We start from the raw sequence: 597 nt of genomic DNA on the forward strand, positions 1-597 counted from the left end.
GTCCGCAATACCAATTTACCTGACGCATCGGTCACGGCAGTACGGGTTGTTCCGCTGACCAGCTTTGTGCCGCAACCGGCACGGATGGCAAGATAAGTGAAATCCATGCGGGCCACCGACCGCACGGCCAGCATGGCCTGAATGTCGACTTCGTCCCCATACCGGGCAGAGGCATAGTAACGGCAACTGGCCTCGACCACCGGGAATTGCCAGCCCTGCTGTTCGATTTCGGCAGGGGATAATCCTGCATGGCGGATCAATGCATCTCGGGCTTCGTGGAACCAGATCAGGTAGTTCGCGTGGTATACGATCCCCATTTGATCAGTTTCCGCATAACGAACCTTGATACGGTGCCGTGCCTTCAATTGTGGGGGAGTTTCCCGTGCCATGGATTACACTCTGTCCAAAACGGAAATGCGCTGGTTTTCCGCCAGGGCCAAAGACAGGCCTTGCAGCTGGGCAACCGGGTCCTCCGACGGAATTTTCCCAAGCTCTTGGAGGCATTGTTCCATCGCGTCTCCAGGATGTTGCTGCAGCAAGAGCAGCTCTGCGCGATAGTCGCCATGCCGGTCCGTTTCGGATACGGCATGTGCGGGG

2 protein-coding genes are annotated in these 597 nt (G+C 57.5%); both read right to left on the reverse strand.

What is annotated here, in order from left to right; genetic code table 11:
* Window positions 1–389 (reverse strand): acyl-CoA thioesterase (locus tag RA19_RS24895; protein ID WP_082020685.1); only part of this gene is annotated, 389 nt, incomplete at its 3' end.
* A gap of 3 nt (window positions 390–392) precedes the next feature.
* A partial coding sequence (locus tag RA19_RS27285) for a hypothetical protein (RefSeq protein ID WP_206540309.1) occupies window positions 393–597 on the reverse strand: 205 nt, incomplete at its 5' end.

The organism is Leisingera sp. ANG-M1 (genome assembly GCF_000813745.1).
Taxonomy (GTDB): Bacteria; Pseudomonadota; Alphaproteobacteria; order Rhodobacterales; family Rhodobacteraceae; genus Leisingera.